Genomic DNA, 25,024 nt, shown 5'->3' with positions numbered 1-25,024 from the left:
TTCCGACCCTTAAGCCTGTTTGGCCGCCGCACGCTTTTCAGCGTCCTTGGCGTCCTGCTGCTGTTTGACCTTTTTGGCTGCGGCATCACGTTTGACGTCTCCGCCCCAAGCCTCATTGCGCATCAGCAAACCGAACTTCAAGGTTTCGACATCCAAGTCTTTGAAAGGGTTGGGGATTCTCACCAGCCAGCCGGAGCCTTTGGCGCAATCCACGACTTCATCATGATGCGTCTGCATGTGATCCAACACCATGGTAACGTTTCCGGCCGGACTCATGATTTCAATGGAATCGCCGACGCAGAATTTGTTTTTGACGTCGATTTCCAGCATTGAGCGACCGTCGCGTTCAACCACATCCACCACCTCGCCGACAAAACGCTGGCGATCGGATTTGGAAACGCCGTACTCGTAGTTCTGGTATTCGGAATGCACATGGCGGCGCAAGAAACCTTCGGTATAACCGCGGCTGGCCAAGCTTTCCAACTCGCCCAACAAGTTCTGGTCAAACGGCTTGCCGGCCACGGCATCGTCGATTGCCTTGCGGTACACCTGTGCGGTACGTGCCACGTAATAATGCGATTTGGTGCGCCCTTCGATCTTCAGGGAGTGCACGCCCATGCCGACCAACTCAGGAATCAATTCCACCGCACGCAAATCTTTGGAGTTCATGATGTAGGTGCCGTGCTCGTCTTCAAACGCCGGCATATATTCACCCGGACGCCCTTCCTCTTCCAGCAACATAACCTGGTCGGTGGTTTGCCCAACGCCCAAGGTCGGTTCCACCTCAGCCTGTTCGCCAGTCAGGTCGGTGATGTTGGAGACATTCTCTAACGGAATGCCGACGATGTCGCCGCTTTCGTCTTCCTTGCCTTCATAGGTGTTGTAGTTCCAACGGCAGGCGTTGGTGCAGGTTCCCTGGTTGGCGTCACGTTTGTTGATGTAACCGGAAAGCAGACAGCGGCCCGAATAGGCAATACATAAAGCGCCGTGTACGAAAACTTCAATTTCCATTTCCGGAACCGCTTCGCGGATTTCACGGATTTCCTGCATCGACAGTTCACGCGACAGCACCACACGGCTCACACCCTGGTTGTACCAGAATTTGACCGTTGCCCAGTTGACGGCGTTGGACTGCACGGACAGATGGATTTCCTGCTCCGGATAGGCTTCATGCACCATGGCGATCAGACCCGGATCGGACATGATCAAGGCGTCCGGTTTCATCGCGATAATCGGCGCGATGTCTTTCATGTAGGTTTTGATTTTGGAGTTGTGCGCGGCGATGTTGCTGACCACATAGAATTTCTTACCCAGTTCGTGGGCGCGGTTGATGCCCTTCTCCAAGGTCTCTTCGTCAAACTCATTATTACGCACACGCAAGCTGTAACGCGGCTGTCCGGCATAGACTGCATCAGCGCCGTATGCAAAGGCGTATTCCATGTTTTTTAATGTGCCCGCGGGCGATAGTAGTTCCGATGTAACCGGTAACTTAAGGTTGTCTGCTTCCAAGGCAAAACTCCTAAAATAATAAGTTTGAAAAAAGGGAGAGGTATTTTACAACAAATCGGATAATTTTTCCTGCCATAACAACCGTTTATCCTCTAAGGTTAATCGGGCATTGGCGGGACTGGTTGACGGCAAGGTCATTAAGGTCAAATCCGACGGCAAATTCTGCTTGCCATAAACATGGCGCCGGAACAGCGTCTCAGCCGATTTACCATTAAATACAATGGTTTTTATATGGGGGTGATGTTTAAAAATCCAAGTGAAGTCATTGGCCAAAGGTTTTTTAATGGCGCTGTCAAGGCTGCCTGAACGCTCGCAACTGGCTAATACGTCCCATAGCAGAATTCCAGCCGATTTGAGTGCGTGGATTTTCTGTTCCACCGTTAACAGCTCTTGACCCAATAGAGCCGATAAAATCGGCCAGAAGGCGTTTCTTGGATGTGCATAATAAAAAGATTGATTCAATGATTCGACACTGGGCATGGTGCCCAAAATCAATAGCTTGGCGCTATCCGGAGCATCCGGAACAATGGGGTCAAACCCGTTACACACATCCATTTAATTTAAAACTCCTTATGTAAAACAATGATAACGACGATGATAACGATGAAAATCACTTTTTCTTGCCGCAATCCTACGTTCGTTTATCAAGGGTGCGCGGCTGGTACTGACGGCCCAGTTCAATGATTCGAGGCTCATTCATTTTCACCATAAAAGACAGTTTATTGCCTGTCATAAAACCCACAATGCCACAACTCAATAAATTCTATAGAAAACAATGCATTAGCATCAATAGCAAGAAATGTAAAACATGCTATTATAGCTTGAATCATGTGTATGCAATTTATTGGGTACTAAGCCAAGGCTTATAATAGCGCCTGCCTTTAACTTATCTTTAGCAAGATAATCAGGATGTTCCGTGAAAACCTCTTTTAACGATGTGTTTCAAAAGCAGTTAACCAATCATCAGCCCTATACGGGTACAAACCATTATCGTAAATTGGTGCTGCTTAATGTCTATCTATACCTGGCCACCATGACGTTGTTGGTTTTTTCGGTGCTTCACTTTTTTACACTCAAGAACGGCAACGCCAATATTGCAGTCATTGACCTGTTAGGCGCATTGGCGACGGCGTTTGCCATTTGGGACTTAAGGGTCAACCACAATCATAAACGTGCGGCTTTAATTGGCACTCTCTGTCTGTTCATCTTCTTTCTGGCCTTTTTTCAAATCAACCAGAATCAGAGTTTTGGATTGGTGTGGAGTCTGTTTTTTCCCATTTTTGCAATTGGTATTAACGAACGTAAATCCGGGCTCTATTTTACCGCGGCCTTTTACGCCGTCCTGTTTTATTTAGCTTATCAAGGTTTAGGGACTTGGCAGCACGGCGAATGGGACGGCACCAGTCTGATGCGACTGATCATCGCCTCACTTTTGATTACGTTTGTGGCTTATATCATTGAAATCACCTTGCTAAACGCTGAAACCTTAGAGAAAAAAGCCCAAAACAAACTTCACAAACTGTCCCTTATCGATGATTTGACACAAGTTGCCAACCGCCGAAAAATCAATGAGGTTCTGCAAATTGAAATGGAACGCGCAAACCGCCACCATACAAAATTGTCCATCGTGCTATTTGATATTGACGATTTTAAAAAAGTGAACGACCGATACGGTCATTTGGTGGGCGACGAAGTGCTAAAAAAACTGGCGAGTCTTGTGAAACACACCGTGCGTAAAACCGACTGCATCGGTCGCTGGGGCGGTGAGGAGTTCTTTTTAGTACTTCCGGAAGAAAGCGCAGAGTCCGCGTCACACTTATGTGAGAAGCTACGCAATGAAATTGAGCAAACCCGGTTTGCAAACATCCAAGACTCTATTAGCTGTAGTTTTGGTGTGGCCGAATATTTTCCCGGAATGGCATCGATTGAACAATTCGTGCAGAATGCCGACAAAGCGCTTTACCAAGCTAAGAAAACAGGAAAAAACCGCGTGATCATTTTAGATAAAGCGCAACATCTTGCCGGGCGTCAAGCCTGATATGGCTTAATAACACGCCAGACTGTAACAGAGTTTAAAACGGCTCACTCAAAATGAACAGGCCTGTCCATTTTGAATGAGAGATCCATTGAGTCATCATTGATATATTGGCAATATTTTGTAATACGGTTTACTGAGTTACTGAGTTAAACCTTTTAAAAATTCAGTCAAAGCCTGTTCGGATTCAAAAAACTCCACCTTTTCAATCGTCAGGCGATTCAATTTGTAAACACTCACCGCCTCTTCCTGCTTTGGCCAACTCGAAGTGAATTCACCTTCTTTTTCCAATGCAATCGCAAACGGATAATCCTGCATTTTGGGAATCGCAATGAACTTACTGATCAGGCTCGGCATGGCTGAAATGTCCGCCACATAAAGCCATTTTAGACTTTGCGGATCGGTCACATTCAGTGTTGTAAACGCGTTTCTGACCCACTCTCCACCCGCTTTATGGCTCGAAAAAATCAACCATTCAGTCTGGTCATCCAATGACATCGGTTTTTCCCACTGGTTTTCGAAGCTATGGGCACTGAGCTCAACTGAGGGCTGATTGGCCTGAGCGCCAAACGAAACAACCCAAACGAGAGTCGCTAGCAATATTTTGTTAAACATATCTGATCGTATCCTATTCAATAAATTGATAATGGCTGCATACAAAAAAAGCCATTAAAAAATGGCTTTTTTATTTAATTTCAATCGCTTAGATTGGAATCTTATAGCGACTTTGTACAGAAGTAGAAATCAACACAGTCATAATCATCAGAAGCCATACGCGCTTTTGCTTCTTCTGCAGTGGCTGCAGGAGGAACAATCACTTTTTCACCTGGCTGCCAAGCCGCAGGCGTAGCTACACCGTGCTCGTCAGAAGCCTGCATGGCTTTAACAAGACGTACAAACTCATCCATTGAACGACCGTTGCTCATTGGGTAATACATCATGGCACGAAGTACACCTTTATCATCAATAATGAATGTTGCACGTACCGCTGAAGTATCCGCCGCACCAGGGTGAACCATTCCGTAAGCAGACGCTACTTTCATGTCTAGGTCAGCAATAATCGGGAATTCGATTTCCATGCCCCAGTTTTGTTTAATGTTTAGCTCCCAAGCAATGTGAGAGTGATGAGAGTCAATTGAAAGACCTAAAAGCTCACAGTTCATAGCATCAAACTGAGGCTTACGCTCTTGGAACGCCATAAATTCAGTTGTACAAACTGGCGTAAAGTCAGCTGGGTGAGAGAAAAGAATCAACCACTTGCCTTTGTAGTCTTCCAAAGTTTTACGGCCGTGAGTTGTCACAGCGTCAAATGCTGGAGCCGCTTCATTCAAACGAGGTAAAGAGATAACTTGTGTTTCTTGATTTTCCATTTTGATTCTCCTAAGAGTGATTAATACTTGGTCATAAAATTTACTTTTGAATCCACAAGCATGTTTAATGCTTGGGTGTAACTTTAGCAACGCACGTTCAATTAATCCAATTGATTATTTGAAAATAATTAATAGTTTTTTTCTATTGGGCTTGTCTCTTGGATGAAATTCCATTCAAGTGAAACAAGTTGGTATTTAATCGTACTCCTCTGTTTCTCTTTTGACAATAATTACTAAACAATTTTCATTTACATTTAATTTATCTTTCATATAGGTTTCCAGTCGATGGTTAAACAACCTTGAAATACACACGCTAGAAATCAAGCAATGGACAACAAATCAGGCCTGTCGAATTTGAAAAAGGGAAACACAAGACAGAAAATAATAAGGCCGCAAAGCGGCCTTATTAAGATAAAGAATACAGAAATTGGCGACTAAAAATCGAGAATGACATTAGCCCATATTTGTTGATACGAGATCACCTGTAAAAGAAAAGCTTTTATCCCAGCTCGATATAGGCACTCTCTTGCGGCACAAACTCCGCAACCGGTCTTGCCCACAGGTCGTATTCATCGGCCGCGACAATCTCCACCTGAACGAACTGCCCCGGTTCCAGGTGAAAGCCGTCTTCAATGAACACCAGACCGTCGATTTCCGGCGCATCCGCCATGGAACGCGCAATGGCGCCTTCGTCATCGACCTCGTCAACCAACACCTGCATAACCTTACCGATCTTGGCTTGCATCTTATTGGCACTGATACGCTGTTGCGTCTGCATGAAACGGTCGAAACGCTCCTGCTTGACTTCATCCGGCACCTGCTCGGCAATCTCATTGGCGGTCGCCCCTTCCACTGGGGAATACTGGAAACAGCCGACACGATCCAATTGTGCCTCTTCCAGAAAATCCAATAAATCCTGAAACTCCTCCTCTGTCTCCCCCGGAAAACCGACGATAAACGTCGAACGAATCGTCAACTCCGGCACGGCTTCCCGCCACTTCTTGATGCGCTCAAGTGTTTTCTCAACATTGCCAGGGCGTTTCATCGCTTTCAATACGCGTGGATTGGCGTGCTGAAGCGGCATATCCAGATAAGGCAAAATCTTGCCTTCGGCCATCAGCGGAATCACCTCTTCCACATTCGGATAGGGGTACACATAATGTAAACGTATCCAGAACTCTTCCACACCGCCCAATTCACCCAAGGCTTCAGACAATCCGACCATTGAGGTTTTGGTGGGTCGGCCATCGGCAAATTCGGTTTTGTATTTAACGTCCACACCATAAGCGGCCGTGTCCTGAGAAACGACCAGCAACTCTTTTACCCCAGCCTCTTTCAAACGTTTGGCTTCGGCAATGACGTCGGCCACCGGACGGCTCACCAAATCCCCGCGCATGGATGGAATGATGCAAAAGGTACAGCGATGGTTGCAACCTTCGGAAATTTTGAGATAAGCGTAATGCTTGGGCGTCAACTTGATCCCTTGCGGCGGCACCAAATCGGTAAACGGATTATGTTGTGGAGGTGCAATCACTTGATGCACCGCTTTAACGACTTGCTCGTAAGCGGCTGGGCCGGAAACCGCCATCACTTTTGGATGCACATCCAGTATCTGGTCTTCCTTGGCCCCCAAACAACCGGTTACGATCACCTTGCCGTTTTCTTCCAGCGCTTCGCCAATGGTATCCAGGGATTCCTGAACCGCGCTGTCGATAAAGCCACAGGTATTGACGATGACCGTATCCGCATCTTCATAAGAGTTGGTTAAGTGGTAGCCTTCGGTTCTCAATTGGGTCAGAATGCGCTCGGTATCCACGGTGGCTTTGGGACACCCTAAACTCACCACTCCGACTGTAGGCTGCTCTTTAGACATAATTCAACTCTCATCATTAAAATTGGCGTTATTTTAACTGATTATCAAACCAGGCCCAAAGCTCTGCGTTGATTTATTACGATAAAGTAGTCGATTCGGTCTCTGCTGTCGTCATTGAAGAACCGGCATCAAATAAAACACGTGCGCATTGATCGCGTCGATCGCACTGATAACAACGATTGGGCTGGCATAATTGCAAACACATCTGCTTGACGCTCTCTTTGCTTTGGCTGTTCAGGCACTTGACATCACTGGGATGCAAGAGGCCTGAGTTGAACAGTTCAACCAACTGCTCCTGCGATAATTCTATTTGCAGTTTCATTGTCTACTCCTGATTTTTACCTCTTCAGATTCAATTGTAATTCAATTTTTCTTTTTCTTAAATATAAATAAGATTTATTATCATTACCATTGCATTTAGCCCTCCATCAAGTATCATGTAAACAAAAATCATTATCAATATCGTTTTGTTTGTATTTAACGGTTAAATTTCATAATGAGTCATTTATTCATCAAATTTTATCTACCCCTGTACAAAGGATTATCGGACTTATGAGACTTCCTCCCTTTTCACTGCCTCCACTGACGCTTGCATTGGCATTCACCCTTGCCATCCCGCCTGCTTTTTCTCAAGAAAAAGTCGATCAACTGGACACCATTGATGTATCTAATACTGATAATAACGCGCCCTCTTCGCGCATGATTCAGGTTAAAAATGACATCATCCAAACGGAAGTGATTACCTCAAAAAAAATCGAAAAAAAGCAAGCGGCCAATCTAGCCCAAGCGATTGAAGATGAACCGGGAGTCAAGGTCAGTACAGAATGCTCTATGTGCGGGGTCAAACGCATCATGCTCAACGGCCTTAAGGGCGAGCACACGACTTTGATGATTAACGGCGTGCCAAACAGCTCGATTGTGGAAAGTTTTTACGGATTCGATGCCATTCCCATGGCGGGCGTGACGTCTATTGAGATTTCCCGTGGCGCGGGGGCGTCGCTGATCGCTTCGGAAGCGATTGGCGGGGTCATTAATGTGGTCACGGACAAACCGAGACAAAACAAACTGACCGTCGATGTCTCGCGCGGCAATCAGGAGTATCATAAATATCAACTTTCCGGTACTCAGGTCAGTTCTGACAACAAAACCGCCCTGGCGATCTCGGCACAATCGGATTATATCGACCAGTACGATCAAGACAATAATGATGTCAATGAATCGCCCTCTCTGAGCAATCAAGGACTCAGTGCCCAAGTGTGGCACCAATTGGATAACGGGGACAACGTAGATTTTCGCATTGAGGATCAAACTTCAAAAGTGTTCGGCGGGCCTATGATTGGAAGTGATCTGGCCTCCTCCGAGTCGGATGCGCGCACTCAAGAAACGGGTTCCAGTCCCGGATTCATTGACGACAATGTCAATAACAATCCTTCTGCCACTTCAAGCGCCAAGGACTTCTTGGAGAACATCGAATCCACCAAGCAGTCTTACACCGCAAAATGGCGACATGATGTCAACCCAGACCTGCAAACGCGCGCCACCGTTTCTTATGTGGATTCAGCCATGGATGCCATCTATGAAGGCACCACCTATCAAGCCGATCAAGATATCTTTTACATTGACCTGAGAGGTGATTACTTTGTCAACGACCAACACGCTCTGACGTTTGGTAGCGACTATAAATTGGACACCATGCGTTCGGAATCCAGCGGTGGCCTTCACCCTGCCGACGACTCTTATGACATGACCACACAAGGATTTTACCTTCGCGACATCTGGACACCGGCGCATAATTTAGAGATTTCCGCCGCACTGCGCCTGGACCAGATTAGCGTCGATTTTGTCGATCAGGACAAAACCTTTGACGAAACCATGGTCGCGCCACGCCTGCACGTTCAATATGACCACAATTTCAATTGGACGTCGCGCTTATCGGCGGGCAAAGGCTATCGCGTTCCGTTGCAGTTTTTTGAGGCCGACCACGGCATACTGGATGACGGGTTTGGGGTGGATGTCGATAAGTTGGAACAATCCAACTCGGCACGATACGCTTTAACCTATACGGGTGCGGACACGCTGTTTGAAACCAGTTACTCTTGGACATCTGTCGACAATCTCACCTACATCGATATGGATAATTACAGTCGCCCGACACTGGTTAACTCAGATGAAACGGGTACTGTGCAACATGCCGACATTATGATGACCCATCAATTGACTGGACACTGGTCTATCGGAGCAAGCCTGGAAGGCTTCATGTATGATAAAGCCTATCGCGACACCTTCGGCGTGATTCCGATTGAAGAACGTCTGAAACTTATGGCCGACTATGAAGGACATGGTTGGGAAGCTAACTTTACGGTAACCGCTGTAGGCGAACGCCAATATGAGGATTATGCCGGAGCGGCCTATGACAGCCATTACGATGGCGCTAATGGCGTTGACAGTAAAGGCGACCACTCTCCTGCCTATTTCACCGCAGATGTCCGCCTTGCCAAGGAAATCAACAAAAACTGGGAAGTATACGGCGGCATCAACAACCTGTTTGACTACACGCAAACTTCCGAAGGCGATTCTCCACTGTTTTATGACGGAGCCAGTGCTGGTAGCGAGGATTGGGATGTCGGACACATCTGGGGCCCTCTACGTGGCCGCTTGGTGTATGCAGGCGTAAAGGCAAGCTTTTAAAATCAAGCTCTTATAACAAGCTTGTAACATTAACTGAAAAAAACCGAATTGAATCACTTTCATTCGGGGTCTTCACGTTTTATTCAGGGTTTCACTGCAAAACAATTTAGAAACCCTATAAAATAACGCACACTATATAAAGGGAACAGTTTTGTGGAAATTTTAAAAACCTATCTTGATCTCAGCGTATTCAGTCTGCTCGGCATTATGGCGTTTATCGCACTTTGGTTTACGCTTGAACGTTTGTTTTTCTATGCCAAGGTTCAGGTAACGGACTATCCGCACCTGGAAATGCTGCAGGTAGACCTCACCAAAAACCTGACGGCCATCTCCATCATCGGCTCCAATGCTCCCTATATCGGATTATTGGGAACCGTGCTTGGAATTTTAATCACCTTCTACGATCTGGGCAAGCTCGACACAATCGACACCGGGGCTATTATGACCGGGCTGGCTTTGGCGCTTAAAGCCACCGCCGCGGGGATTGCACTGGCGATTCCGAGCATTATGGCTTACAACGGGTTGATGCGTAAGGTCGATGTACTCAGCGCACAGTTCAAAGCGCAAAAATCCGCGAACAATCAATAAATAATTGGACCGATCCGATGCAAATGAAACGTTTTGACACCATTAATGTCATCCCATTGATTGACGTCATGCTGGTGTTGCTGGCCATCGTTTTGACCACCGCGAGCTTCATCGTCAAGGACAATCTGAAAATCGACCTGCCCAAAACCGAGCACACCGAGACCTATGTGCCCCCCAAGGAGCAGCCACCATTGAAATTCAACGTCGATGCCGACAACCAACTTTTCATGGACGACAAGGCTTTTGATTATGCGTCACTGGACGCACATCTGGGCACGCTAGAAAGTGACCAGCCAATTGTCATCCAGGTTGATAGAAAAGCCCATTTCGAATCGTTTGTAAAACTGGTGGACGCCCTAAAGCAGTACCAACTCAATAACCTGAGCATTCTCACCCAGGCAGAGTAAGACTCTGCCCTAAAAGCCAATAAAAAATGCGTTATACCATCAGTTTTTTACTCGCCGTCTTGATATACACAGGCCTGCTCATAAGCGGGTACTTGTTATGGCAAAACACACCGGAAGAAAAGACACCGGCCACTCAAGCCGTGGCGGTCTCTTTAGCGATGTTTGAAATGGCCAAACCGCGCCCTCCCATTCCTGAACCCATGCCGGTTGAAGAGGTGGTTGAACCTGAGATTGAACCGCAGGTTGAGCCGGTGACGCCACCGCCACAGGTTGAACCGCCTAAACCGGAACCTAAACCGGAACCAAAACCAGAACCCAAACCCATTAAAAAACCAGTTCCCAAGCCGGAGCCTAAGCCTGAACCCAAGCCAAAGCCGGTGGAAAAAAAGGTGGAACCCAAACCGAAACCTAAAGCGGTTCTTGAGCCCACCACTAAACCGGTTAGCCCTGCGCCTGAAAAAACGGTAGACATTGAACCTGCCGCCCCGGCATTGCCGACTGTTGAGAAAAGTCTCGAACCCGCATTTTCGCCTCAACAAATCGCCAATGCGGAAAAAACCTATCTCAGCACGCTGGCGCAACAACTGGCCCAACTGGCCCAGAACACCTATCCCAAACGCGCCAAAAGACGCCATTGGGAAGGAACGGTGACACTCTCCTTTACCATTTTTCCAAATGGACGCATTGCCCAGGTGAGAGTGGTTGACTCATCACGACGCGATATTCTTGATCGGGCCGCGCTGGATATCATCAAAGAACGCATGCATTCACGTTTCCAACCCTTTCCGGATGAAATCAAGCGTACCCAGTGGCAAATACAGGTTCCTATCCGCTATGAATTGCGCTGACCTTTCAGCATGATTGAATGCCTTGTCAAACAAACAAAACACCTAAAGGCATTCAATACAGGCCTGCCGGTTTTCAGCATGGTGAAAATCGATTTAAATTGGTCTCACAGAGAACCACCGTTATAATACCCACCTTATTGACCATGAGTCTTACCCTACTATGAAAATTATTTGGATTGCTGTATTTTTAACGGCTTTACTGGGCACTCCGTTTCTATTGCAGGCGGAAAACCCAGCCCCGGATTTCTCCAAAATAGCGGATGTTAAACAGAAAAAACAGCTGTTTTTCGATTATCTGACGCCCTACGTTCATGTCGCCAATCAGGAAATTTTAGAAGAACGTCGTTATGTGGAATCGCTTGATTTCAATAATTTGTCGAAAAGAGACAAAAACAAGGTCAAACAGCTTGTCAAAAAGTATCGCCTCAAATACAAAAACATCACCCTGCAGACCCAAAAAACCCTATTGAAGAAAATCGACATCATTCCCCCGTCATTAGCGCTTGCCCAGGCGGCCAACGAATCCTCTTGGGGAACTTCACGCTTTGCCACTCAAGGCAATAACTTTTTTGGCCAATGGTGTTTCACTAAAGGGTGTGGGCTGGTGCCTTTAAGAAGACCACAGGGCAAGTATCACGAGGTCAAGAAGTTTGATTCGCCACTGGCTTCCATCAAAAGTTATATGCTGATGCTGAACAACCATCCTGCTTTTAAATCATTAAGGGATGCGCGCCTTAAATCGCGCAAACAGAACAAAGCACCGACCGGACTGGCACTGGTACAGGGTTTAGAACCCTATTCGGCATTGAAGCAACAATATGTAGACATCATCGCTTCAATGATTCGCACCAATAAGTTGTTGAATAAGGATAAAATGGTTTTAAGATTTGACTCTTAGGTTATTGAAATTCATTATAAAATTCAATCTTTATCGCTATAGGTTATTGGACATCAAATCAGCCCGCTTAAAATGAGCAGGCCTGTCTAAAATCATACCAACAACCAGAATAACCTCTCTAACCGAGACCTTACAATAGACGCTTAGAGCGAAGGAATATCTTCCGACGGATAGGGCAGAGTCGATTCATCGGACATCTCTTCGTGAAACTCTTCCACTTTACCTTCTGCGATATCACTTCTGGCAAACTTGGCGATATGGAACAGCGCCTCTCCTTCGTTGACCAATGGCATTTTCATCTGCCCAATCACGATTCCACTGTTTGGCGAATAGACTTCAACTTCCGTCTCTCCGAACGGGTCGGAGATTACGCCGATCAGGGATTTGTTGCCGTGCACCCGCTCGCCATCCCACACCAGTGACCTGAAAATACCGCTGTGGGGAGCTCTGACCCAGAAGCTGGATCGTGCCAATACCGACTGGCTTTTTCGATCCGTTTTTCTTCTCGATTTGGGCAGCATTTCCAAAAAACGCATGACATTGAGGATGCCTCTGACACCTGCGCGAATCGAAACCTCATCAAAACGCAACGCCTCTCCTGCTTCATATAGCAGAATGGGAATACCTTTCTTGACCGCCGCAGCTCGCAGCGAGCCATCGCGTAAATTAGAATTCAACATCAAAGGTGCAGCAAAAGCTTCCGCCATCTTACGCGTGTTCTCATCATCCAGGTTCGCCCGGATCTGCGGCAGATTACTGCGATTGATTGCACCCGTATGCAGGTCGATACCATGAGTCGATTTCTTAACGATTTCATTCATGAATATACTAGCCAAGCGCCCGGCTATCGAGCCCGAACTGGAGCCTGGAAAGCTACGGTTCAAATCCCGGCGATCCGGTAGGTATCGACTGTGGTTGATAAAACCGTGCAAATTGACAATGGGTACCGTGATCAAGGTGCCTTTAAGACGCTGTAACGCCTTCACCTTGAGCAAACGACGAATGATTTCCACGCCATTAAGCTCATCGCCGTGAATGGCGGCACTGATGAACAGAACCGGTCCGTCTTGTCTTCCGCACCAGACCTGAACCGGCATAATCAGTTCACTGTGGGTATAGAGTTTACCCACTTTTAAATCGATGGTTTTTTGCTCACCTGGCTGTACGGTTACGCCATCAATGGTGATCGACTGGTTGCGCTTTGACATTTATCCCTGCCCTCGGGTGCGGGTGCGATTGTGCCTCTTGTCCGAATTTTTTTCGATAAAGTCAATGATCATGCCAGCAATGTCCTTGCCGGTGGCACCTTCAATACCTTCGAGCCCAGGCGAAGAGTTGACCTCCATCACCACCGGCCCATGATTGGAGCGCAACAGATCCACACCGCAGACATTCAATCCCATGATTTTGGCGGCGTTAACCGCTGTGGCACGTTCTGCCGCCGAAATTTTGATTAAATTAGCCGAACCGCCTTGATGCAGATTGGAACGGAACTCTCCCTCTTTACCTTGACGTTTCATTGATGCAATGACCTTACCGCCAACCACAAAACAACGGATATCCGCGCCCCCCGCTTCCTTGATGAACTCCTGCACCAAAATATTGGCTTTCAAGCCGTTGAAGGCCTGTATAACACTGGTCGCCGCAGAATGGGTTTCGGCCAACACCACCCCCACCCCTTGCGTGCCTTCCAGCAGTTTGATCACCACAGGTGCTCCGCCAACGGTTTTCAAAAGATCGTCTACGTCGTCCGGGGAATGCGCAAAACCAGTCACCGGAAGCCCCACCCCTTTTCTTGACAGCAATTGCAAACTGCGCAACTTATCGCGTGAACGTGTGATCGCCACCGACTCATTCAACGGAAACACATTCATCATCTCAAACTGGCGCAATACCGCCGTACCGTAAAAAGTCACTGATGCGCCGATACGGGGAATGACCGCATCAAAGCCCTCAAGAATCTGACCTTTATAGTGAATCTCAGGGTTGGTTGAGTTGATGTTCATGTAACAGCGCAACACATCGACAACCTGAACTTCATGGCCACGTAACCTTGCCGCTTCTACCAGACGTTTTGTGGAGTACAGGTTCGGACCTCTGGACAAAATGGCAATTTTCATAATCGGTTTCCTTGTAAGAATGACTTTTGTGGATTCACAATAAATCCGCCTTTACGCAAGGCGGTTCGTCCCAGTAACATCTTAAACGCCATGGTGTCACGACAGGTTAAGGAAACCGGGATTTTTAGACGATGTTCGCCTATCTGGACTCTGGTATGAATAAAATAGCGTTCCGTAACGTTCCCGCCGGAATCGGTCACCGCACGAAATGCCCGCACTTTGGCTTCGCAGGTCTGGATCTTCGTCAGGTCGTCTTCATCGGTGTGAATAGAAAAACGCACCCATAAATCCCCCTTTTTTTCGAATGTCTCAACCGAAAAGGCATGCAAAGCGGAATTTTTTGCCCCCGTATCCACCTTGCATTTCAAGTTCTCAATTCCCAGTTCGGGTAATGAAATCCACTCTCGCCAACCCACAAATTCGGACATGCCACACCTTTTTAATCTTTTAATTACAAACATACTCTTTTGTATGAGTGCGTGCAAACTTAGCTAGAATTTTATACGGATAGAATTCAGTCATCATTGCCATTTAAAATGCACAACTCACGTTCAAATCCTGACCTTCCCTTGAATAGGCTGGGTTTGTTCAAGCAATTAAGAAACTTTAAATTTAATCTTTAAATTTAATATTAGGCAACTACCTTAAAACAGTCGAATTAAAAGCCTGTAAAATAAGGTGCAACGATTAAATATTCAGTCAACTATACATAGCGGAAGTTTAAAATACTTTAGCGTTAAAACCTACTAAATTATGAGCGCTTGCAGCGTTATTTTCAAAAGCCTCTTAATCCCTACAAGATACTTAAATGAAACCATACTACTACCTTCTTACAGGCCTGCTGATTTTGACTTTAGCAGTTCTGTTTAGCATTTTTATCACTAGCAAACCCGAGCGGGATGCACACCTGCCCCCCGCACAAACGCCTGTGGCCACAAAAAATGACGCTGAAGTTAATAAAAGTAAGTCAGAGGTTCGGCCATCCACTGAAGAACAAGCCACACTCGCCACACCTCCTTCAAACCAAAATCGTGCACCAGCGCCGTTAAAAATCGAACTCGACCAGCTTAAAACGGGTGATGAAAACACCGCATCCGAACTTGGACCAGTGAAGCCTTTACAAACTCTTGACCCTGTTAGGGTAGAAGAACAGCCGGGATTGCCTTTACAAGAAAATACTTCAAAAGATAAATTGCTGTATGGCTATGGCGGCAAAGAAGAGCAAGATCATAAGGTGATGATTGGCGTGCAGAAAGGCGATGTGACCATTAAAAGTGACATCAAGAAAGGCGATGAAGAGACCGAAGTTCAGCACATTGAAATTGAGATCAAACTCCCCAAATAACGTTTCCGCCCCAACCTTGCAACCAGTTACCTATACCTGTACTCAGCGGTATTCTTTTCTGTAGCCAGAAGAAAGCACACGGGAGTTAAATAGTAAGCCATTGTTTTAAATATCGTTTTCTATTTTATTTTGATAAGATGATAACTGAATCCATCACCCAATTGATCTCAATAAAGGGGGAATCATGGCACATAAACTCATATTAACGTGTACCGCTTTCTTAATCCTATTCTCTGCAGAAGCCTGGTCAAGCGAAACGTCCAAAGCCGATCTCAAGGTCAAAATCACCACAGAGATCAGCGCCATCACCGTGATGCACAATGGCAAACCCGTTGTCATCCAACGCAACCAAAGCGCTGAAAACAAAATCATTGAGGACTACGCCCTCACCTCAAGAAACTGTCCGCCTTTTTGTGTACAACCGATGACGCTATTACCGGGAGTCAACACCATCGGTGAAATCGAACTGCTGGAATTTTTAAAACGCAAAGCCGCAGGCGATAAAAACCTGTTAATCATCGACTCACGCACACCGGATTGGGTCGCTAAAGGCACCATTCCCAGCGCCATCAACCTTCCTTGGACGCAATTGTATCGAGAGGCCTCAAACTTTGAACCCATCGTGGTTGAAAGTATTTTGACCGATCGGTTCGGTGCCAAAACCGAAGATGGGATATGGAATTTTTCCGACGCGAAGGAGTTGGTTCTATTTTGCAATGGCCCTTGGTGCGGACAATCGCCCACCAATATCAAAACCCTGGTCAGCATGGGCTATCCTGCTCACAAAATCCATTGGTATCGGGGAGGCATGCAGGCTTGGAACGCCTTAGGATTGACCACCGTCACGCCGTAAACGTCTCAATAAGAATTGATTCTCCCCGCCTGGGGAGAATTTAATGGCAAGATCTCTGTAGCAGGCAGCCGCCTGACCATCAACAAAACCCAAGTCCAGTGACATGACCTGACTTTATGTTATTTATCTCCAGTTACTCGCTTCCGATTAAATCCTGCTCAAGCAACTCGATTTTCAATTCGCTCTGTAGCGTGGTCAACCAAATCCTTCCGGGCTCTACTTCAAACACAAGGGGGTAGGATAACCAGGCACCTTTGCAAGCGGCCACCACAACAGGCTGGGACCAGCTTTCGCCGTCATTATCAGAAAAACGAACCGAAAGCTCTTCTCTCTGCCAGGAAGCGGCGACTTCTGAGAAAAGTCCCGATCTTCTCGGTGCCTGAGTCTCGCCCTGTTTGTAAAGTGCATTGTAAGTCAGCATAAGTCGTCCAGAGTGCAGGCGCGTCAACATCGCCGGTGAACTGGAAGCCGGCAGGCCTGGCTCCATATGGATCCAGCTCCTCCCCCCGTCATTCGAAAAGGCATGCCAGAACCAGTCTAGATTGGTGCGGATACAATACCAGACACGACCGTCCTTAAGCTCTACCAGAGTGCCTTCGTAACAGCCGGCATGGTGACCTTGACCACCAATGTCGATACGATTGCTGGCCTGCCAACTTTCCCCCTCGTCCTTAGAGACAAAACTCAAGGCATAATGGCGGCCGTTTTGGTAGTCCAGATTCTGCGCCGACATCACCACTTCACCACTGCCCAGTTCGATCATTGTGGTCATCGCCGCCGCATAGCCTTGTTGGACTTTTTGCGGTGCCTCCCAGGTACGCCCGCCGTCAAAACTGCGGGTCACCCAGTGATACAAAAAAGTGTTGTGAGTGGGTCGATTGGTTTTTCTGCGCCAGTTAAAGTGGCGATTTGCGGTATTGCAAAAAGAGAGAATCATAACACCGGAACTCAAGCAGATTAAAGAACGCGAATCGTCAAAGGAAAAGGCTTCGGAATCGAAAATTGGACAGGCCTGCCAGTTTTGGCCCTCGTCATCGGAAAGATAAGCATGGTTTTGATGTACACCGACAATTTGTCCGCAATGGTTGCGCACAAAAGGCCCCAAGACTTCAAAATCCAATACACGTGTGTGATCTTGCAGGTAAACTGGCGCCTCTGTTTTGGGCGCCAATTTAAATCCAAGTCGAATTGAATCGTGACGAATCATCGGCTAGCCTGCTGGGGGATTAAAAAGGTTTGACGACCACCAGAATCAGAATCACGGTTGCCAGTAACAGAGGAATCTCGTTAGCCCAACGGTAATAGACTCCGCTATGATCCAGATGCCCTTCCTGCATTTCCTTCATGCGTCGTTTGGTCCAAAGGTGGTAAACCAATAGCAAAACCACAAACACAATTTTGGCGTGCAACCAGCCCATGCCTGCCGCAAGCGGGAAATAGGCCAACCATAACCAGATGCCGGTACCAATCGCCAACATCATCATAATGGTCATAAAGCCATATAGTTTTTTGGCCATGATCGCCAAACGCGCCACATCTTGCCCGGCCTCCTTGCCTTCCACAAAATGCACAAAAATTCTCGGCAGATAGAAAATCCCCGCCATCCAGGACATCATGAACAGAATGTGAAACGTTTTTAACCAAAGCATAAATATTCTCCAATCAATCTAAAAGAGAGCTTTGCACGAGATAGATACACGAGTAAAAATGGCCAAAATTCACCTGATTTTTGTTGTACCCCAAGGGCACTTCCGTTGGGCGACAACTGGCTAATAACCAGCTATTAGCTGCGTTTTCCGCCTCAATCAGCTAAATTTTCTACCCTCAAGGGGTACTTACGTCTATTTTTCCTGTGCGTTCTACTCGTGCAAAACTCTCTAAAAGTTCGCAGTTTATAAACGGACTCTGTATGATAACCGTTTTGAAATGAATTAAAACTCTCAAACTAGGAATAAATCATGACAATCAAAAACGATAAAGTCGGCTTGATCGAATACACTCTGACGAACGAAGCCGGCGAGACGCTTGACGCTTCAAACGGCAACCCTTTGGCCTATCTTCACGGCCACGGAAATTTGATTCCTGGTTTGGAAAACGAGTTGGAAGGCAAAGCCGTAGGCGACAAATTCACCACCACCATTCCTGCCGAAGCCGCTTATGGTGAACGCGTTGACGCATTGGTACAAACCGTGCCTAACAGCATGTTCCAAGGAGTCGATAATCTGGAAGTCGGCATGCGTTTTCAGGCGCAATCCGAACAAGGCATGCATTCGGTTGAAATCACGGCCATCGACGGTGATCAGGTCACGGTTGACGGCAACCACCCATTGGCCGGCATGGCCTTGACGTTTGACGTTGAAGTCGTGGGACTGCGTGATGCGACTGAAGAAGAGATGGAACACGGACATGCTCACGGTGAAGGCGGTCATCAGCACTAAGCGGATTCCCTAAGCATCCAAATAAAGGGCGCTATCATCAGCGCCCTTTTTTTATCCTTCCTTTTCAAGCCCTCATCAACTTTCTGTTTTAAAGCAAACCCTAACCATAGGATAAATCACCACTTTTGAGCATTCCTTTCGGGAGTCGACCCCTGCATGGTTTTGCGTTTATAGTGTATAGACCGTATCCCTTAACTTTTTGATTGTGGTTCATCTTGCCAAGTGTTTTCATCCGAACCGCGCCCCTTCCAAGGCATGATCCACATCTGATAAAGCGACGTGAACAACATCACCGCCGCCGCCAGACTGTAACCAAATCCGCCAATTATCACCAAATACGCAAACCCTGGATTCCATTTGGTCAGCCACCAGGAAGCGATGTCCAAAATCAGGAACGCAAACGGGATGAAAATCAACGTGGCTTTGACCCAGGGTTTAAAACCGACTGCCATCGAGAAAATCAAACCGATAAAAAAGAAAATGAAAGAAATACCGAACAGATGGATGTGCGAGACACGAGTCAAGGAATCGATTTCCGCTCCGTGATCCACGGCAGCAATGGCTTGCATCTGTTTGAAGTCGCTCACATCCGGCAATGCCGGCATGTGTGCATGACACATGGCGCATTTAGCCTCGATAATCGGCTTGATGCTAGGTTTCCACTCGGCCTCCGGCGCGCCGGAACGTGCCCACTTGATCATCGTCAAATTCTCTTCAGGTGTGGCTTTATCCTTCATGGAACCATGCAGTTTACTTTCCAGTTTCGAGCCTTCCCGATTGCCATAATAGCTGTAAACGATATCGTCGACCGACAAGCCAAATTTGCCGTCAGCCATGCCATGGGTCAGCATGATTTGCCCGCCCGCCATCATCAAGCCGAGACCGACGACCAGGATATAACCGGTAAACAGTGATTTGACCGCCAAAGAGAGGCTGGGTAAGTTGAGCCAGGTAGACTCTTTCATTTGTGTATCCCTACTCATGATTGATAACAAAATTCAGTATAAGAGATACGAAGGCGGATGGGTTGGAATTTTTATGACAACGTTTGCGATGGCCAGGCACTGACCACATTTGGACTTCAGAAAATCGAAATAGCCATGCCGAGAAGGTATGATTCAGCCCTCTTAGGGTTTTTCCATCAGAAACTCTTCCAAATCCAAATCACCCGTATCCACAACCACCGGGATTGCGGTGATGCCAACGCCCGCAGCCTTGACGGAACCGGCCTGCCCTGAAACCAAAGGATGCCATTCTGGAAGCGGCTGCCCGCGATAAATTAAGCGATAGGCACAGCTGTCCGGTAACCAGTCGAATTCGGCTACCCGCTCTCTGGTCAACTGCACGCAACTGGGCACATTGACGGAACGGTTGGCATAGTCGGTACATTGCGCCGTATTGATGTCGGAATAACGGCACACCACACGCGTATAGACAATCTCATCGGTGTCCTCATCCTGCAGTTTATTCAAACAGCATAAACCGCAGCCGTCGCATAACGACTCCCACTCGGACTGGGTCATGTCATCCAGTGTCTTGGTTTCCCAGAACGGATTCTCAGCTTTCGTTGACATAATCACCTTCTTTAAAGTTACGATCATTCATTATAGAGTTGTCGTTAAGAATTAAAACATTCCCAAGGTTTTGACCAGGCCTGTAGAGCCCGTTTGCAATCTTCAGTGACAAATCGTTTTCCTGTGTTTGGTAGAGACACAAACTCATAACTTCGGGAAAACAGTTCAAAACGCATTGCATAGGCATGCAAATAGCCTCGATCCTCAAGTTTGGCCAAATCGGCAAACGCGTACCTTATGTCTCCACAAATTGGTGCCGAAAGACTTTTCATGGCCACTCGAATCTGATGGGTTTTCCCGGTCAGCGGTTTGAGCAGAAACAAGCGTTCCGAAGACTGCAGCAAAGTGCTGATAAACTGGGTTCTTGCTGGGTTTTGCATAGTTTTCGCCAATTTCCAACTGCCTCTGCGGGCCGTTAGCATGTCCCCTTTCACCCAACCCTGTTTCTTTTTGGGTTTTTGGTCGGAGATCGCCAAGTAAAATTTTTCTACTTCATGATTTTCAAACGCCTTCTGAAAAGCCTGAGCGGTTGGTTTATTCAAGGCAAACACCATCAAACCCGAAGTCATCTTGTCAAGCCGGTGCACCGGATAGAGATTGGGCGCATTCAACTGCTGTTTAAGCTGCACCACCAGGCCTGCCGATTCTTCAGAATGCACACTGACATCGGCTGGTTTATCTATGACCACGAAATCACTGTTTTGAAAAACGACGGGGATCAGCACACTCTTTTATTCCTGATTAACTCTTAATTAAATTCACCTGCCAGATTGAGACAAGTCGGTTAGTCGATTAATTCAAATTCACTGGCGGCCAACATCACGCCATTGACCAGTAGCTCAATCGCGTGCGTACCCGGATAATAAGATCGCGTCGTGATTTTCTCAAAGCTGTGCTGTTTGTTAAATTTTTTGCAGCTTTGTCGATAATCGCCCTCGGCGAGTTTAAACACCTTGCGATAGCCCTGCAAATGTTTGCGTTTGAACGTCAGGGCGTATTCTAAGCGCATTTTGCCCAGAGTGCTGTCAAAAGATTGCATCTCCACAAAAAAATGCAGGCGCTGACCTCGCTTGACGCGGGAATCGCATTGCCAGCTTTTTACCATGAGCGGGTGGGGACGTTTATAGCCCAGTAACGACAGGGCTTGAGAATCACCCTTTTTTAATAAGGTTCGCAGACCGTGTCTAATAATCCATTCAGTCTGTTTGCTCAAAGACTCGCCTTCATGGTGCCATTGAGTGCATAACGCCAACACCCAATCCGGCTGTTGCTTGGATAAGTCGTTCAACAAATTAGCGACACTTTTACGCACATAGGCACTCTCATCAGACTTCAAGGCCTCGATGATAGGCAAAACAATTTCCGGTCGATCGGCAATCCAAGGTAGGTGTTTGGCCCATGGCAAACGTGGCCTGACGCCTTCACTCGCCAAGCGCCTCAGATGAGCATCGTCACTTGAACACCACCCTATCATTTGCTCCAAGGTCGGTTGTGGCTTCGCATGCAGAAAAACCCTAATCGCATATTCCGAAGTGCTGAAACGGGTGAATTCTGCCAGTGCCTGCATGGAACATTCATAATGACTCAAGCCATAACGGGCCACATAGTCGGGAAACACCCAGTGAAAAATTCCGCAAAAATGAGGGGCAACCCGCTTCAATATGGGTAACGCTTTCACATAAGGCAAATTCAAAACCTCATGTACAGATTCACTGACATGGGCGATGCGTTGCAACAGCGACAAATCATCCCACTCCGGTTGAAACACGCGCTCTACAAAAAGCGATTGATTGAAACCGGGCGACGTTTGAGCCAGCTGCCGACTCAGTTCATCAATGCTTTGGACGTTAAAAACCGATTTTAAGGCCTTAGCCATCTTTTAATTCACCTCAAAAAAATAAACGAAAACAAGTAATTTGGTGCTTTTGGCACAACCTTTGATGTATGCCTGAAAAAGCTTAGTTTCAATCCACCAAACCGTCAAAATTATGACAGCTTTAACCATCCGCTAAAGGAGTGAATTATGGCCATTACATCGACACAGCAAAACCTACAAACCTGTCTGGAGTTCATCGATGAGCGCCTGGACAACAAATCAGATCAAAGCATCCAAATCGCCGAAATGATCATTCGCGATATCAAAAATCTAACCCGGGCTTATCCTGACGCCCTTCGCACAGGACAACTTAAAGCGCACCTTGAACGGGTTCGAACGACCCAGCTCAACTGGGTGAATCAATTGCACGGCATGATTTCGGATCACAGCGAGCAAGACCTGAACGGAGAAGTGATTAACGCCTTGAAGGGCTTTGTAGACACGCTCAACCAGCACACCAGCATTGACTCCCTGTCGTTTGAAACCCCAGAATCACTTGCAAAACAGCGCACTAAGCAATTGAATTGTTTGAATCCACAGGAGTTCGAACTGCTGATGGGACAACCATCGTTGTTCGACGATTCAACCCGTCATTAAAAACCACGGGACTCAAAATTTACGGTAAAACCGGAATTCCACTAAAATAGACAGGCCTGTCGGTTTTTGGTGGAATTCTTTGCTTATTCCTGCCATTCAAGCCACTATAATACGATAGTTATCAATCCAAACTCTCGGGAATCAAGATTCGTGTCATTGGACAGCGTCGTTTATTTTGCATTTTTCATAGGCATTATCAGTGCCTTATCTCTGCCTTTGGGCACGCTGACCACCCTATTTTGGCGCCCCGGCGAAAAGGCCATCGCCTGGCTCATGGCATTTGGTGCCGGAGCCTTGCTGTCAGCCGTCACCATTGATTTGTTTGCTCCCGCGATTGAAAGCGGATTGTTGCTTGAAGTCTCGCTTGGTGCCATGACAGGCAGCCTTTTTTACTTGTTGCTCAATAAACAACTCAATGAAAAAGGCGGTTTTTTGCGTAAGACCGCCACCACAATCCAATTTTTTCGAAGCCACCAGAAAAAACGTGGGCTTCAGCTGACTCAATCATTGAATCGTCTGCCGTTTTTTCAAGCCATTCCGCAAAGTGAACGCCAGCAACTGTTGCAAAAATTTGAAGTGGTTCACTTTAAGTCCAACCAAATCATCCACCATCACGGTGATATTCAAAACCAGTTTTACATTATCCAAAAAGGCCAAGTCAAGCTGCGTGATCCCAACCACGACCTGAAAACCTTTTACGAACTGGATGAAGCAGACGCATTTGGACGAATGGCTTTTTTTACCAGTCTGCCTAATGCCACCCTGGCACAAGCCAAAACCGATGTAACCCTATGGAAAATGAGCCGCAAAGCGTTCAATGATTTAATCAAATCGACCCAGGTACTCCCCGATGTGCTAATCGACTACTTGCAAAACAATCTCGAATTGCGCCATTATCTTGAAAAACGTCAGCATATGAATTCAAGTGAAATCAAAGCCCACCTGGAATTAATTCTTCGTCTGATCCGAACCGAGCAACGTCTACCCGATACGCGTGAACCACGTAATCTTGTCGCCATGGCACTGAGCCGCCTGCAGGACACCCACCGCTTCGGACTCTTCGAGGATTGCAACGAGCTGGCACGCAATCAACTGGCCAGCAAACTTAAATACCGAACCCTCAAAGCCGGACAGGCAATTTTCAGCAATCACAGTGAGGCAGACCGGCTCTACTTGCTTGATTCAGGAAAGGTCGAGTTGATTGACCCCAAAGTCAAACACGACGAATATGAGGACATTCAAAGCGGAGATTTTTTTGGGGTCATGGCCTTTGTCGTTGGTGGACAGCATGCCACCACCGCCATCGCCAAAACAGACGTTGGATTCTGGGTGCTTGAAAAAAACGACTTTATCGAACTGCTTGCACAAGTCGATCCCCTGCATGCCAAACTCAAATCCTATCTCAAAACAGACAATATTCATCAATACCTGATTCAAGAACAAAAACTGCCAGAAAACCGCGCGCAGCAATGGGTCAACCGTTCAGTCAAACACCTGCTTCCCGGACAGTTGCCCTCCTTGGCCCAGTTTTCAGACCACCTCAATCACCACAAGGTCGCTTATACTGCCATCTGGCTGGGTATCTTTCTGGATGGAATTCCAGAGTCGTTAATGATCGGCTCTCATGTTACCGATGGTCACATGATCAGCATGAGTTTGATTGCCGGACTGTTTTTGTCCAATTACCCGGAAGCGCTTTCCAGCTCCGCCAGCATGCGTGAACAAGGCATCCCTTTCAAGCAGGTACTGTTAGCCTGGACGCTACTGATGTTGATGACAGGATTGGGTGCCGGACTGGGCAGCATCTTATTGGAAGGCGCTTCCCCTTCGATGTTTGCCCTGATTGGCGGTATCGCTGCGGGGGCCATGCTGACCGTCATTGCTGAAACCATGTTGCCCGAAGCCTACTACAAAGGCGGTTCCATCATTGGCTTTGTCACCCTGATGGGATTCATCAGTGCCATTATGTTCAAGGCATTCGATGTCACACACTGATGTCAGGAGA

General features: G+C 47.1%; 26 protein-coding genes. 11 read left to right on the top strand and 15 right to left on the bottom strand.

Annotation, left to right across the window (positions count from 1 at the left end; genetic code table 11):
- Positions 1-9: 9 nt before the first annotated feature.
- Together trhP and B076_RS0106000 are read right to left on the bottom strand one after the other, a co-directional pair.
- On the bottom strand, positions 10-1,440 hold the full coding sequence (trhP, locus tag B076_RS0106005; protein ID WP_245566368.1) for a prephenate-dependent tRNA uridine(34) hydroxylase TrhP: 1,431 nt from the start codon (positions 1,438-1,440) through the stop codon (positions 10-12).
- A gap of 114 nt (positions 1,441-1,554) precedes the next feature.
- On the bottom strand, positions 1,555-2,064 hold the full coding sequence (locus B076_RS0106000) for a DNA-deoxyinosine glycosylase (RefSeq protein WP_028486516.1): 510 nt from the start codon (positions 2,062-2,064) through the stop codon (positions 1,555-1,557).
- Between the two features lie 361 nt (positions 2,065-2,425).
- Here B076_RS0106000 and B076_RS13010 point away from each other — a divergent pair, with 361 nt between their 5' ends.
- Positions 2,426-3,547, top strand: coding sequence for a GGDEF domain-containing protein (locus tag B076_RS13010; RefSeq protein ID WP_051347208.1), 1,122 nt, complete (start codon positions 2,426-2,428; stop codon positions 3,545-3,547).
- 138 nt (positions 3,548-3,685) lie between these two features.
- Here B076_RS13010 and B076_RS12245 read toward each other — a convergent pair whose 3' ends face one another.
- From B076_RS12245 to B076_RS12240, 4 genes are all read right to left on the bottom strand, one after another.
- On the bottom strand, positions 3,686-4,159 hold the full coding sequence (locus tag B076_RS12245; RefSeq protein ID WP_051347207.1) for a hypothetical protein: 474 nt from the start codon (positions 4,157-4,159) through the stop codon (positions 3,686-3,688).
- Positions 4,160-4,260: 101 nt separating this feature from the next.
- Positions 4,261-4,914, bottom strand: coding sequence for a peroxiredoxin (locus B076_RS0105980; RefSeq protein WP_028486515.1), 654 nt, complete (start codon positions 4,912-4,914; stop codon positions 4,261-4,263).
- Between the two features lie 499 nt (positions 4,915-5,413).
- The gene (gene rimO, locus B076_RS0105970) at positions 5,414-6,787 is read right to left on the bottom strand and encodes a 30S ribosomal protein S12 methylthiotransferase RimO (RefSeq protein ID WP_028486514.1); all 1,374 of its coding nucleotides are present in this window, start codon (positions 6,785-6,787) and stop codon (positions 5,414-5,416) included.
- Positions 6,788-6,863: 76 nt separating this feature from the next.
- A complete protein-coding gene (locus B076_RS12240) occupies positions 6,864-7,109 on the bottom strand; it encodes a hypothetical protein (RefSeq protein WP_038150446.1) in 246 nt (81 codons plus the stop codon).
- Positions 7,110-7,339: 230 nt separating this feature from the next.
- On the opposite strand from B076_RS12240, the gene B076_RS12235 reads away from it, so the two are divergent.
- The 5 genes from B076_RS12235 to B076_RS0105940 all read left to right on the top strand — a co-directional run bounded on the left by B076_RS12235 (position 7,340) and on the right by B076_RS0105940 (position 12,216).
- Complete coding sequence (locus tag B076_RS12235) at positions 7,340-9,475, top strand: TonB-dependent receptor plug domain-containing protein (protein ID WP_051347206.1); 2,136 nt, start codon at positions 7,340-7,342, stop codon at positions 9,473-9,475.
- 153 nt (positions 9,476-9,628) lie between these two features.
- Entirely contained in the window at positions 9,629-10,063 is a 435-nt protein-coding gene (gene exbB, locus B076_RS0105955) for a TonB-system energizer ExbB (RefSeq protein WP_028486513.1), read from the top strand.
- 17 nt (positions 10,064-10,080) lie between these two features.
- Positions 10,081-10,470 (top strand): ExbD/TolR family protein, encoded by a 390-nt coding sequence (locus tag B076_RS0105950; protein WP_245566325.1) that lies wholly within the window; start codon positions 10,081-10,083, stop codon positions 10,468-10,470.
- A 26-nt stretch (positions 10,471-10,496) separates the two neighbouring features.
- Positions 10,497-11,318, top strand: a complete 822-nt coding sequence (locus B076_RS0105945) for an energy transducer TonB (RefSeq protein WP_028486511.1) — start codon at positions 10,497-10,499, stop codon at positions 11,316-11,318.
- Positions 11,319-11,478: 160 nt separating this feature from the next.
- The gene (locus B076_RS0105940; RefSeq protein WP_028486510.1) at positions 11,479-12,216 is read left to right on the top strand and encodes a glucosaminidase domain-containing protein; all 738 of its coding nucleotides are present in this window, start codon (positions 11,479-11,481) and stop codon (positions 12,214-12,216) included.
- Between the two features lie 143 nt (positions 12,217-12,359).
- Here B076_RS0105940 and B076_RS0105935 read toward each other — a convergent pair whose 3' ends face one another.
- Genes B076_RS0105935 through B076_RS0105925 form a run of 3 tightly spaced genes read right to left on the bottom strand, consistent with a single transcriptional unit; the run spans position 12,360 to position 14,764 of the window.
- A complete protein-coding gene (locus B076_RS0105935; protein ID WP_028486509.1) occupies positions 12,360-13,424 on the bottom strand; it encodes a succinylglutamate desuccinylase/aspartoacylase family protein in 1,065 nt (354 codons plus the stop codon).
- Complete coding sequence (gene rimK / locus B076_RS0105930; RefSeq protein ID WP_028486508.1) at positions 13,425-14,336, bottom strand: 30S ribosomal protein S6--L-glutamate ligase; 912 nt, start codon at positions 14,334-14,336, stop codon at positions 13,425-13,427.
- Positions 14,333-14,764: an ATP-dependent zinc protease family protein gene (locus B076_RS0105925; RefSeq protein WP_028486507.1), complete on the bottom strand. Its 432-nt coding sequence runs from the start codon at positions 14,762-14,764 to the stop codon at positions 14,333-14,335. The genes rimK and B076_RS0105925 overlap by 4 nt, the downstream gene beginning before the upstream one ends.
- A 380-nt stretch (positions 14,765-15,144) precedes the next feature.
- On the opposite strand from B076_RS0105925, the gene B076_RS0105920 reads away from it, so the two are divergent.
- Together B076_RS0105920 and B076_RS0105915 are read left to right on the top strand one after the other, a co-directional pair.
- A complete protein-coding gene (locus B076_RS0105920) occupies positions 15,145-15,681 on the top strand; it encodes a hypothetical protein (protein ID WP_028486506.1) in 537 nt (178 codons plus the stop codon).
- Between the two features lie 184 nt (positions 15,682-15,865).
- The gene (locus B076_RS0105915) at positions 15,866-16,534 is read left to right on the top strand and encodes a rhodanese-like domain-containing protein (RefSeq protein WP_028486505.1); all 669 of its coding nucleotides are present in this window, start codon (positions 15,866-15,868) and stop codon (positions 16,532-16,534) included.
- A gap of 133 nt (positions 16,535-16,667) precedes the next feature.
- Here the strand turns inward: B076_RS0105915 and B076_RS0105910 are convergent, their stop codons facing one another.
- On the bottom strand, positions 16,668-17,741 hold the full coding sequence (locus tag B076_RS0105910) for a sialidase family protein (RefSeq protein WP_028486504.1): 1,074 nt from the start codon (positions 17,739-17,741) through the stop codon (positions 16,668-16,670).
- Between the two features lie 19 nt (positions 17,742-17,760).
- Positions 17,761-18,183 (bottom strand): CopD family protein, encoded by a 423-nt coding sequence (locus B076_RS0105905; protein ID WP_028486503.1) that lies wholly within the window; start codon positions 18,181-18,183, stop codon positions 17,761-17,763.
- A gap of 309 nt (positions 18,184-18,492) precedes the next feature.
- Between B076_RS0105905 and B076_RS0105900 the strand changes: the two genes are divergently transcribed.
- Complete coding sequence (locus B076_RS0105900) at positions 18,493-18,972, top strand: FKBP-type peptidyl-prolyl cis-trans isomerase (protein WP_028486502.1); 480 nt, start codon at positions 18,493-18,495, stop codon at positions 18,970-18,972.
- Between the two features lie 191 nt (positions 18,973-19,163).
- Here B076_RS0105900 and B076_RS0105895 read toward each other — a convergent pair whose 3' ends face one another.
- The 4 genes from B076_RS0105895 to B076_RS0105880 form a co-directional block, all read right to left on the bottom strand.
- Entirely contained in the window at positions 19,164-19,937 is a 774-nt protein-coding gene (locus B076_RS0105895) for a hypothetical protein (protein WP_028486501.1), read from the bottom strand.
- A 162-nt stretch (positions 19,938-20,099) separates the two neighbouring features.
- Entirely contained in the window at positions 20,100-20,546 is a 447-nt protein-coding gene (locus B076_RS0105890) for a YcgN family cysteine cluster protein (RefSeq protein WP_038150444.1), read from the bottom strand.
- 44 nt (positions 20,547-20,590) lie between these two features.
- Positions 20,591-21,271 (bottom strand): TIGR01621 family pseudouridine synthase, encoded by a 681-nt coding sequence (locus B076_RS0105885; RefSeq protein WP_028486499.1) that lies wholly within the window; start codon positions 21,269-21,271, stop codon positions 20,591-20,593.
- Between the two features lie 59 nt (positions 21,272-21,330).
- Positions 21,331-22,422: a DNA alkylation repair protein gene (locus B076_RS0105880; protein ID WP_028486498.1), complete on the bottom strand. Its 1,092-nt coding sequence runs from the start codon at positions 22,420-22,422 to the stop codon at positions 21,331-21,333.
- Between the two features lie 147 nt (positions 22,423-22,569).
- Here B076_RS0105880 and B076_RS12230 point away from each other — a divergent pair, with 147 nt between their 5' ends.
- Both B076_RS12230 and B076_RS13005 read left to right on the top strand, forming a co-directional pair.
- Entirely contained in the window at positions 22,570-23,019 is a 450-nt protein-coding gene (locus B076_RS12230; RefSeq protein WP_051347204.1) for a hypothetical protein, read from the top strand.
- Positions 23,020-23,169: 150 nt separating this feature from the next.
- Positions 23,170-25,014, top strand: a complete 1,845-nt coding sequence (locus B076_RS13005; protein WP_051347203.1) for a cyclic nucleotide-binding domain-containing protein — start codon at positions 23,170-23,172, stop codon at positions 25,012-25,014.
- The last annotated feature ends 10 nt before the right edge of the window (positions 25,015-25,024 follow it).

This window comes from Thiomicrorhabdus chilensis DSM 12352, from assembly GCF_000483485.1.
In the GTDB taxonomy this organism is placed as follows: Bacteria; Pseudomonadota; Gammaproteobacteria; order Thiomicrospirales; family Thiomicrospiraceae; genus Thiomicrorhabdus; species Thiomicrorhabdus chilensis.
This window is presented reverse-complemented; position numbering and strand designations above follow the sequence as displayed.

Excerpts from the sequence above, each read along its gene's own strand:
- trhP (WP_245566368.1), bottom strand. The coding sequence starts at position 1,440 with ATGGAATACGCCTTTGCATACGGCGCTGATGCAGTCTATGCCGGACAG.
- B076_RS0106000 (WP_028486516.1), bottom strand. The coding sequence starts at position 2,064 with ATGGATGTGTGTAACGGGTTTGACCCCATTGTTCCGGATGCTCCGGAT.
- B076_RS12245 (WP_051347207.1), bottom strand. The coding sequence starts at position 4,159 with ATGTTTAACAAAATATTGCTAGCGACTCTCGTTTGGGTTGTTTCGTTT.
- B076_RS0105980 (WP_028486515.1), bottom strand. The coding sequence starts at position 4,914 with ATGGAAAATCAAGAAACACAAGTTATCTCTTTACCTCGTTTGAATGAA.
- rimO (WP_028486514.1), bottom strand. The coding sequence starts at position 6,787 with ATGTCTAAAGAGCAGCCTACAGTCGGAGTGGTGAGTTTAGGGTGTCCC.
- B076_RS12240 (WP_038150446.1), bottom strand. The coding sequence starts at position 7,109 with ATGAAACTGCAAATAGAATTATCGCAGGAGCAGTTGGTTGAACTGTTC.
- B076_RS12235 (WP_051347206.1), top strand. The coding sequence starts at position 7,340 with ATGAGACTTCCTCCCTTTTCACTGCCTCCACTGACGCTTGCATTGGCA.
- B076_RS0105950 (WP_245566325.1), top strand. The coding sequence starts at position 10,081 with ATGCAAATGAAACGTTTTGACACCATTAATGTCATCCCATTGATTGAC.
- B076_RS0105945 (WP_028486511.1), top strand. The coding sequence starts at position 10,497 with ATGCGTTATACCATCAGTTTTTTACTCGCCGTCTTGATATACACAGGC.
- B076_RS0105940 (WP_028486510.1), top strand. The coding sequence starts at position 11,479 with ATGAAAATTATTTGGATTGCTGTATTTTTAACGGCTTTACTGGGCACT.
- B076_RS0105935 (WP_028486509.1), bottom strand. The coding sequence starts at position 13,424 with ATGTCAAAGCGCAACCAGTCGATCACCATTGATGGCGTAACCGTACAG.
- rimK (WP_028486508.1), bottom strand. The coding sequence starts at position 14,336 with ATGAAAATTGCCATTTTGTCCAGAGGTCCGAACCTGTACTCCACAAAA.
- B076_RS0105925 (WP_028486507.1), bottom strand. The coding sequence starts at position 14,764 with ATGTCCGAATTTGTGGGTTGGCGAGAGTGGATTTCATTACCCGAACTG.
- B076_RS0105920 (WP_028486506.1), top strand. The coding sequence starts at position 15,145 with ATGAAACCATACTACTACCTTCTTACAGGCCTGCTGATTTTGACTTTA.
- B076_RS0105915 (WP_028486505.1), top strand. The coding sequence starts at position 15,866 with ATGGCACATAAACTCATATTAACGTGTACCGCTTTCTTAATCCTATTC.
- B076_RS0105910 (WP_028486504.1), bottom strand. The coding sequence starts at position 17,741 with ATGATTCGTCACGATTCAATTCGACTTGGATTTAAATTGGCGCCCAAA.
- B076_RS0105905 (WP_028486503.1), bottom strand. The coding sequence starts at position 18,183 with ATGCTTTGGTTAAAAACGTTTCACATTCTGTTCATGATGTCCTGGATG.
- B076_RS0105900 (WP_028486502.1), top strand. The coding sequence starts at position 18,493 with ATGACAATCAAAAACGATAAAGTCGGCTTGATCGAATACACTCTGACG.
- B076_RS0105895 (WP_028486501.1), bottom strand. The coding sequence starts at position 19,937 with ATGAAAGAGTCTACCTGGCTCAACTTACCCAGCCTCTCTTTGGCGGTC.
- B076_RS0105890 (WP_038150444.1), bottom strand. The coding sequence starts at position 20,546 with ATGTCAACGAAAGCTGAGAATCCGTTCTGGGAAACCAAGACACTGGAT.
- B076_RS0105880 (WP_028486498.1), bottom strand. The coding sequence starts at position 22,422 with ATGGCTAAGGCCTTAAAATCGGTTTTTAACGTCCAAAGCATTGATGAA.
- B076_RS12230 (WP_051347204.1), top strand. The coding sequence starts at position 22,570 with ATGGCCATTACATCGACACAGCAAAACCTACAAACCTGTCTGGAGTTC.